The 8,696-nt window shown below is 42.5% G+C and carries 10 protein-coding genes; 4 read left to right on the top strand and 6 right to left on the bottom strand.

What is annotated here, in order from left to right; translation table 11 throughout:
* Nucleotides 1–186: 186 nt before the first annotated feature.
* Together WD019_RS21010 and WD019_RS21005 are read right to left on the bottom strand one after the other, a co-directional pair.
* Nucleotides 187–648, bottom strand: coding sequence for a GrpB family protein (locus WD019_RS21010; RefSeq protein ID WP_425712718.1), 462 nt, complete (start codon nucleotides 646–648; stop codon nucleotides 187–189).
* On the bottom strand, nucleotides 641–1,501 hold the full coding sequence (locus tag WD019_RS21005; protein ID WP_425712717.1) for an aminopeptidase: 861 nt from the start codon (nucleotides 1,499–1,501) through the stop codon (nucleotides 641–643). Before WD019_RS21005 ends, WD019_RS21010 begins: the two co-directional genes overlap by 8 nt.
* Nucleotides 1,502–1,682: 181 nt before the next feature.
* Between WD019_RS21005 and WD019_RS21000 the strand changes: the two genes are divergently transcribed.
* Nucleotides 1,683–2,234, top strand: coding sequence for a short-chain dehydrogenase (locus tag WD019_RS21000; RefSeq protein ID WP_425712716.1), 552 nt, complete (start codon nucleotides 1,683–1,685; stop codon nucleotides 2,232–2,234).
* 36 nt (nucleotides 2,235–2,270) lie between these two features.
* Here WD019_RS21000 and WD019_RS20995 read toward each other — a convergent pair whose 3' ends face one another.
* Both WD019_RS20995 and WD019_RS20990 read right to left on the bottom strand, forming a co-directional pair.
* Nucleotides 2,271–2,732, bottom strand: coding sequence for a GNAT family N-acetyltransferase (locus WD019_RS20995; protein WP_026679318.1), 462 nt, complete (start codon nucleotides 2,730–2,732; stop codon nucleotides 2,271–2,273).
* Between the two features lie 66 nt (nucleotides 2,733–2,798).
* A complete protein-coding gene (locus WD019_RS20990) occupies nucleotides 2,799–3,425 on the bottom strand; it encodes a LysE/ArgO family amino acid transporter (protein ID WP_425712715.1) in 627 nt (208 codons plus the stop codon).
* Nucleotides 3,426–3,539: 114 nt separating this feature from the next.
* Here WD019_RS20990 and WD019_RS20985 point away from each other — a divergent pair, with 114 nt between their 5' ends.
* Nucleotides 3,540–4,982, top strand: a complete 1,443-nt coding sequence (locus tag WD019_RS20985; RefSeq protein ID WP_425712714.1) for a PLP-dependent aminotransferase family protein — start codon at nucleotides 3,540–3,542, stop codon at nucleotides 4,980–4,982.
* 10 nt (nucleotides 4,983–4,992) lie between these two features.
* Here the strand turns inward: WD019_RS20985 and WD019_RS20980 are convergent, their stop codons facing one another.
* Both WD019_RS20980 and WD019_RS20975 read right to left on the bottom strand, forming a co-directional pair.
* Entirely contained in the window at nucleotides 4,993–5,550 is a 558-nt protein-coding gene (locus tag WD019_RS20980) for an NADPH-dependent FMN reductase (protein WP_026679315.1), read from the bottom strand.
* A 133-nt stretch (nucleotides 5,551–5,683) separates the two neighbouring features.
* A complete protein-coding gene (locus tag WD019_RS20975; RefSeq protein WP_026679314.1) occupies nucleotides 5,684–7,009 on the bottom strand; it encodes a S8 family peptidase in 1,326 nt (441 codons plus the stop codon).
* Nucleotides 7,010–7,297: 288 nt separating this feature from the next.
* Between WD019_RS20975 and yjcZ the strand changes: the two genes are divergently transcribed.
* Together yjcZ and corA are read left to right on the top strand one after the other, a co-directional pair.
* Nucleotides 7,298–7,504: a sporulation protein YjcZ gene (gene yjcZ, locus WD019_RS20970; protein ID WP_026679313.1), complete on the top strand. Its 207-nt coding sequence runs from the start codon at nucleotides 7,298–7,300 to the stop codon at nucleotides 7,502–7,504.
* A 124-nt stretch (nucleotides 7,505–7,628) separates the two neighbouring features.
* Nucleotides 7,629–8,585 carry a magnesium/cobalt transporter CorA gene (gene corA, locus WD019_RS20965; RefSeq protein WP_425712713.1) on the top strand — a complete coding sequence of 319 codons (957 nt, stop codon included), beginning with the start codon at nucleotides 7,629–7,631 and terminating at the stop codon, nucleotides 8,583–8,585.
* Nucleotides 8,586–8,696: the final 111 nt, after the last annotated feature.

The raw sequence follows: 8,696 nt of genomic DNA, 5'->3' as shown, positions 1-8,696 counted from the left end.
GCCTCGACCAAAGGTGAAAATTTGTCCTAGAGAGCTCGTCATTATAACAGTAAGAAGATTGCCGAAACTGAAGAAAACTTATTGAAAGACGGACAGCGATAACACCGTTCAAATTTGTAACGGTTTATTTCGTCTTACAGCTTCCAATCCTTTCTTTCCATTTTTTCGCTCTTTCATCCATTTCTTTTACAAAAGCATCCTTCCCGGAAATATAGCTTTCAACATCAAATTGCTTTTTAAATCTCCATAAGCAGCAGCTTCTTCAGGATGTGCAATCATATAATCGCGAAAGAGCAAATGCCGCTGGACCTCGGGATGGCCATGCTTGTAAATATGGACATGATGCGTTCGGTTGTTTCCGCCTTTTTGAAAATATCGTCTTCCCGGTATTCCGTTTTCCCCTTTTGGCTCATATCCGATGTTTTTCATTAACGTATTGTACGAATCTACCTGCTCGATATTTTGAACCTCTATTAATAGATCGATAATTGGTTTCGCGCTCATTCCGGGAATGGATGTGCTCCCGATATGATGGGAACGAATAAACTCCTCTTGCAAGACTCCCTTCACCCGCTCCACCTCAAGCTCAAACTTCTCTCTCCATTCCGGATTGTACGGAACAACTTCAACTTTACGTTTATTAGTCATTCCTGTTTGCTCCTTTACGGTATAATTGCAGCCAATTTTGAATGTCCTTCTGCAAACTCTCTTTGACCCAGAACGTCATCGTTTCCTTGATCGATCGGTTTCGCGTTTTGATGTACTCGTTCCCAATGAAGTAACCGAGACGATTATAACCAAAATGCTTCCCGCCACTTAAGCGAAACCATTCACGTTCCTTTTCCATTGACCATTCTCCCAGGTCTTCTGAAAGTGCTCCAATAATCTTATCCTTATTTTTTTCGCTAAATCGGAGCCACTCATCCCCCGATTCGTTATATGTAAAATAAATTGAACGTCCTATATCCGGGATGACCAGACTTGAAACATATGTTGCTACCCCTTCAAAGTACAATGAGCTATATCCGTCCAATTTGATTTTTGACCAATCAAATTTCGCTTCATTTAAAAACAAATAATGGAATGCATGGGCCATTTCATGGGCGACAAGAACCTTCAAACAATCAAGAGCAGAAGACAACATTTCAACCGAAAAATGGAGATTGCAATGATGGTCTACATACGCATTTGAACCGAAGCAACCGACAAATAAACGAACTTCAAGTTCCGGCTTAAAGGAAAAATACGTAGACATCCTTTCAAAGACTTCTTCAACAATCGCAGGAAGCTGAGCGGCATTATTTTGAATCAATTCTATCTTTTTTTCATATCGTTTTAGCGAATTGATTAGCCTCTCTTCGCTCCATTGGCAATAGCCATTAAAATAAGTTTGAAAGATTTCCGGATACTCTGCGTGGTACTGTTGCAATTCATCGATCGTAGCTGATTTATTAGAATGAAAAAGTTCCAAAAACGATTTCGTTGTATCGGTTATTTTCATCTTCAAACACCTCATATCATGAAGAGAAAATCATTTTTTTCAACATCTCCCACGAATAATAGTAAATATAAAAGTACTTCTGGTTAATTCTCCACGTTGTAACCGTTCTCCTTTAATTGGAGGATTTTTGCGTTTTTTCAAGAATTGTTTTCTAAATGAATAAAAGAAAGAAGGCTATTTTATGAGAAAACACGCGCTTGTTGTCGGCGGGACAGGAATGCTGCAAAAGGTTTGCCTCTGGCTGGAAAATGAAGGGTACCATGTCTCTGTTATTGGCCGAAGAAATGCACGATTAAAGGAATTGGTTGAAAAGGCGAGTTCAAGTGAAAAGATAACACCGATTTCCGTTGACTATCATGATGGAGAAAAATTCAAGGCAGAATTAAATAAAACGATGGAGAAAAATGGCCCGGTAGATATTGCGGTTGCCTGGATCCATTCTACGGCGCCTGAAGGAATGAACATTCTTGAAACGACGATCTCCAGTCATGCCGCAAAAAAGTGGGAGCTGTTTCATATTAAAGGAAGCGCCGCAAGCCGCATCCCTAGAACTGATTTGTCAACTTCCCAAAATTGTGATTATCGTCAAATCATTCTCGGTTTCATTCTTGATGGGGATAGTTCACGCTGGCTAACGAATAACGAAATCGCAGAAGGCGTGATCAGAGCGATAAGCCGCAAAGAAAAGCTCCATATTGTCGGCGTGGTCGAACCGTGGGACAAGCGTCCATAAGGTTCGAAATTTAGAGTGTGGAGCTTCTCCACACTCTTAAACAGCTAAACTTAAAATCAATTGCTCTCCAATTCTCCCCATCTTTCTCCTGCCAGTATCTTGATATCCAACTTTTTCATATAGTTTTTGCGCCGGGATATTTCGTTTGTTAACGGCTAAAACGACCTCATTGCATCCGGGAAATTGTTCACTAATAAAACTCCTAAGAAGTTCAAGGCCTTTTTTCGCATATCCTTTGCCTTGCTCGGCGTGATTGATGGAAAATGCCGTTAATAGCATCGCTTGAGGATTGTATGTATACTCTCTTACTCTGCTGCTTGAATGGAGGACAAAAAAGCCAACCGGTTTATTTTCATTTACGATGACGACAGGGTGCTTCCCCTCCGCTTTTTCCAACGTTGAAGTCGGCATAGCCGTAAATTGTTCTTGTTCCTCCGGCAGTTTAAACGCTTTAAGCGACTCGAAATAGTCAGGTTTATAAAACTGCAACTCTACCATACAAAACCTCCATGTTATATATTTGGTGATATTATACACCAAAGAATATACGTTCGTAAAAATCAACTACTTGCCTCCCATTTCAGAAATCAATTGCCATGCCATATAAAGCGCCACTCCCCATATAATAAGTGCCGAAAGTTTATTCATGACTCGCAACACGATGCCGTTTTGATCGATTTTCCCTAGCATTCTTCCCGCAATGGCCAGCCCGAAAAACCAGACCCAGGAAACAATGATCGTGGCAAGCGTGTACAACGCTTTTTCATATCCCGCATATTGTAGCGAGTTCGTGCCGATGACTCCAATGGTGTCCAAAATCGCATGCGGGTTCAGCAAGGAGACTGATGCCGCGAAAATGATTTGTTTTTTTGGCGGTAACCCCGCCTCCGTCCCCGAGTCCGTTCCTTCAGAAGAACTGCGCCAAATCGCAAGCCCCATGTACAGAAGAAAAATAAATCCGACCACAAATAAAACCATTTTCAGCCAACCAACCGTTAAGACGACGACGGAAACTCCGAATACGGCTAAAAGGATAAGCAGCGTGTCACAAATCGAAGCTGTAACAACAACCGGCAAAGCTAAAAAGAATTTACGCTGTCTTGCTCCCTGATTAAAGACAAATACGTTTTGAACACCGAGCGGCAAAATTAAGCCAAACGCTAAAATCATTCCATGTATAAAAGCTTCCATTCTCTCTCCCCCTTCTTCACCCATTCTAAGGCCTGAAAATAAAATAGTCTCCAACCAATTGGATGGATTTTCAACCAACCAAGTTATAGAATAAGGAAAAGGATGTGGTGCTCTATGATGTTGAATTGGAAACCTGATAAACATTCATCCATACCCCTGCATAAGCAAATTGTTGATTACATGAAAGAAAAAATTATGATGGGCGAATGGACGGTTGGAAGCAAAATCCCCACACAGCGCAAACTAGCGGCCGCCTTTAATGTCAATCGGAGCACCGTCGTGACGGCGCTGGAAGAATTAAAAGCGGAAGGGTTAATTGAAGGAAGGAGCGGCGGCGGGACGAAAGTCATCAACAATACATGGAGCCTCATGACTCTGGCACCGCCACCCAATTGGAACGCCTATGTCGAAGCCGGGATCCATCCGCCGAATTTGCCGACCATCCAGGAAATCAATCGCGCCGAGTTTGACCCGGCTTTCATTCGTTTAGGAACAGGAGAACTCTCCCCTGAATTGATTCCTGTGGCATTCATGGGGCAAATCATCGGGCAATCGTATAATCGCCTGCCGCAGCTCGGCTACGAGGAGCCAAAAGGATCCATCCGTCTTAGGGAACAGCTTAGCTCTTATTTGAGAGCAAAAGGGATCTATGCTTCCCCTTCATCGATTCTCATCGTCTCCGGCGCCCTGCAGGCATTGCAGCTGATCAGCCTCGGCATCCTGCATAAAGGCTCAACCATTTTGCTAGAAAAACCTTCTTATTTGAACTCGCTTCATGTTTTTCAATCCGCCGGGATGAACTTAGAGGGGGTTCCGATGGATGAGGACGGGATTAAGGCAAGCCTCATCCCTCACTATAAAAAATCGCATGCAGGGGCGCTCCTTTACACCATACCGTCCTTTCATAATCCGACCGGCGCCGTTATGTCACTAGAAAGAAGAATGCAACTTTTGGAAGTATGCCGGAACGAACAGCTTCCGATCATTGAAGATGATGTATATGGGGACTTATGGCTGGATGAAAAAGGGCCAGAGCCGTTAAAGGCTTTTGACCAAAGCGGTTCAGTTTTATATTTAGGAAGCTTAAGCAAAACAGTGAGCCCCGGGTTAAGAATTGGCTGGGTCGTAGGTCCGGAAGCAGTCATTAGCCGTTTGGCGGATATAAAAATGCAAACGGATTACGGCTCGAGCTCCCTCTCCCAATGGGTGGCGGCCGAATGGTTTTCTACCGGTTTATATGAAGAACACCTTACGCAAGTGCGCGAACAGTTAAAGGAGCGCCGGCAAATCGCATTACAGACATTAAACCGCCACTTTTCGGAAATAGCGGAATGGAATGAACCAAAAGGCGGATTTTATATATGGCTGCGCATCTTGCCGAAAATAAACACACGTGAACTATTTAAAAAAGCAATGGAACACGGAATTTTGCTCAATCCGGGCAATGTATACGATGTTCATGCCAGCCAATTTTTAAGAATATCGTATTCGTATGCTTCCGCTTCTGATTTAGAAAAAGGGCTGCAACTATTGTCAACCATCATAAAAAAACGGTAAAAGCCTGGGATTACCCAAGCTTTTTATTTTCCTTTTGTACAGTAAGTAACTGCACGTATTCAATTAAACTTTTGACGATCACGTCAATGCGGGCGATCGTTCCTTCATCTTCAATTTCTTTCGACTCGTTAAAGCAAATTGGATCGGCAACAAATTGTTCCGGGATAACGAGACCGTAGACGCCGCGAATGACAGTTCTTAAATTACTTAGCGCATTGATTCCGCCTTTGCCTCCCCCAGCGGCTGCAGCAATAGCGACCGGTTTTTTGGAAAAATGATCCCCTCCAAGAAAATCGAAGGCGTTTTTTAACGCACCGCTCATTCCGCTATGATACTCAGGGGTACAGATAAAGAAGCCGTCCGCTTCCTTCGCTTCATCCGAGAGCTTTTTAACGACAGGGTGTTCACGTTGCGACTCCTCTCCGTTATACAAGGGAAGCTGATCTGTTCCACAGTCAAAATAGGAAATTTCAATGTTATGCTGTTGCAAAAGTTCCTTTGCCTTCAACGCTAACCCTCTTGTTCTTGAAACCGCACGTGGCCCTCCGTTAATGACCATGATCTTCATCATTCATCATCTCCTACTGGTTAAAGTCATCACCTTTATCTTATCAATTTCACCCTAAAAAACATACTATGTAGCCTTTTATAATAAAAAAAACGATTCTTCCCTTTGCGGAAAAATCGATATAAGCAGCCGTTTAGTTATCAATTCTTTGATCAAAAAGCTTCGCGGCATTTAAATAGCCATGTCCTTGAACGTTCTTATCGACCCCGAGATCTTCACAAACACCAGTCAACCGGTCTTTTACTTCATCTGGCGTGAGATCGGGTTCCTTCTGAAGCAATAATGCAATGACGCCTGCACATAATGGCGTTGCCATTGATGTCCCGGATAAAGAAGTATAGTATTGATTGACTTGACTGTCAGGTTCCGAACAATCAATGGTAGATCCAGGTGATCGGAGAGAAATGATATTGACACCTGGAACGACAAGATCAGGTTTTACCTCCCCGTCTACTGTTGGCCCCCGGCTTGAAAAGGAAGCAACCGCATCATCGGAACGGCCAATGGTATTCGCATCATCAAGAGCCCCAACCGTAATCACTTTCGGGCTTATTCCGGGGCTTGAAATCGTTCGTTCGGCAGGCCCTTCATTGCCCGCCGCCACAACAACTACAATCCCGTTATCCCACGCCGACTCAACAGCTTTTACGAGCGGATCCTCCTTTGCTGGGACTGTAGCCTGTCCACCAAGCGACATCGATATAATATTGATGGTCGGCCGATTTGAGATGCACCAATCAATCCCTGCAATAATCGTAGAAATACGGCCAGATCCATTTTTATCTAAAACTTTTACACCGATAAGATTGGCCTCGTAGGCAGGCCCTTTATATTTTTCTTGTGATGAACAGCCATTTCCTGCGGCACAGCCGGCACAATGGGTGCCATGTCCGTTATCATCATATGGAGTTTTTTTATGATTGATGAAATCTTTAAACCCTACAATGCGGTCTAATGGAAGTGTCAAATCATGATGCGGATAAATGCCAGTATCTACAATCGCAATCGTAATTCCTTTACCCGTGTACCCATCTTCCTGAAGCTCTGGCACGCCTAAAGCAGGGGAAGCGACATCCAACAGCGCGTGCACCTTTCGATCATGATAAATCTTTTTCACACAAAACGCTTCATTTGTTAATAGTTTTTCGATCAATTTTCCATTCAGTCTTGCAGAGCAGCTTGACATATTTTCAAATTCGTGGCGTACCCGGCAGCGAAAGTGCTTTTTGATTTTGTTTTTTACTTCTGTTTTTCCCAAAATCGTCAACTCCTCTTTTTCATCGAACTCGATGATGACGGGGTACGTCTTCACACTTTTTAATAGATTTTCAATAGAACGATGGATAAAACGGGGAACCCATTTAAATGGCCGGTAAAAATCGATAAACTGTTTTCTTAAATGATCATCCAGCTTATGCCTCATTCGTCTTGCCATTTGAATTAATGAAAAGTGAAACAATCCTATCAACTCCTTTTTTATCGGTTTCTACAGTTTATGGGTTGATAGGTTAATAGAAACGGTGATTGACTATGCCCTTACTAAAAAAGTTTTTCTTTATTCTGAAAGTGACAAGCCGATGCGCTTTATATCGGATAAGTGGACGATTGTCGCAAAAAGTCGGGACGTTCATATAGCCCAAATCTACCCAAATTGGGTAAACGTCCAGACTCACCCAAGACAAATACATATACTGTAGCGTAGTCAAGTAAAGTTATTCAAAGTATTCAGAAGGAGGAAAGATATAGTATGTACGCGAATGCACCTTTATATGGAGGACCAGTAGGTTATGGGGGATTAGGTTACGGCGGGTTTGGCTATGGTTACGGTAGAGGAGGAATTGGGGGATTTGCATTAATCGTAGTACTCTTCATCCTCTTAATCATCATCGGATGTTCTTGCTGGTGCGTGAACTGGGGAGGATGTGCAGTTGACGGTACCGAGTCCAGCTGCTAATACTAATCCTGGACAGATCAATTAAGGTTTAAGCTGTTAGCTTAAACCTTTTTTGCTTACATAATTTTATTCATGCTGTTATTTTAGTCAGACTGCGTCTATACTTTTAGGTAGGAGGAGAACTATGATTCGTACACTTGCTGTAACAACAGATCATGAAATATTGACCGATGTTCCGCTGAATTCTCTTGATGATGAACGCATTGCGTGGTATTGGGTTGATTTTCATCAATCCAATGAGAAAGAAGCTTTACTGTTAAAGAATCATTTCCATTTTCATCCTTTAGCAATTGAAGATTGTCTCCACTTTCTTCAACGGCCGAAAGTTGAATACTATGGCAATCATAATTTTCTTGTCATTCACTCTATACATCCCGAAACGCTCGAACTTCGCGAAGTGGATGTCTTTATTGGAGAAAATTATGTCGTATCGTTTCATTTTGACGATTTATCCGAGATCAATGCAGCATGGGACTTTTTTTCGCATGATCCCAACCCGGTTGAAACAAGTCCAATGGAAGTCGTTTATAAAATCATGGACAAATTAGTCGATACGTACTTCCCGATCGTTCATGACATTGAAGACCGGCTTGATGAAATCGAAAAAAAATCAAAAAACCAATCATTAGATGCGTTAATCAAAGAAGTGTTTGAAATTAGAAGCGACTTGTTGCAATTAAGGCATTCCGTCGTCCCAATGAGGGATTTACTCTATCGGATATTAGAGTCAAAACGCTTTATCATTCAAGATGAAAAACGGGCGTACTTCCAGGATATATATGACCATCTGATTAAATTAGCCGATATGGTGGATTCAAACAGAGAGGTAACCGCCGATTTTCGGGACAGTTATATATCGCTGACGTCTTACCGGATGAATAGCATTATGAAAACGTTAACGGTCATTACGACTATTTTTATGCCGCTCACGTTCATTGCCGGCGTTTACGGCATGAATTTCAAAAATATGCCGGAATTGAACTGGCATTATGGTTACTTTATCATCCTGGGGGTCATGCTCATCATCGGCTTTTTGATGTATGCATGGTTTAAGGCAAAAGGATGGTTCGGCAAAGATTAATATGATGTTTAGCAAAAAGCCATGAGGTGCTTGATCTCCTCATGGCTTCTTGCTGCCAATTTGATGTTCTGTCCGCCAATTCAGGTGCTCTATCCGCCATTTCAGATGCTC

Source organism: Fictibacillus sp. Mic-4 (genome assembly GCF_049843615.1).
In the GTDB taxonomy this organism is placed as follows: Bacteria; Bacillota; Bacilli; order Bacillales; family Fictibacillaceae; genus Fictibacillus_A; species Fictibacillus_A gelatini.
The sequence above is the reverse complement of the archived record's forward strand: the minus strand, read 5'-3'. Positions and strand labels throughout refer to the sequence as shown.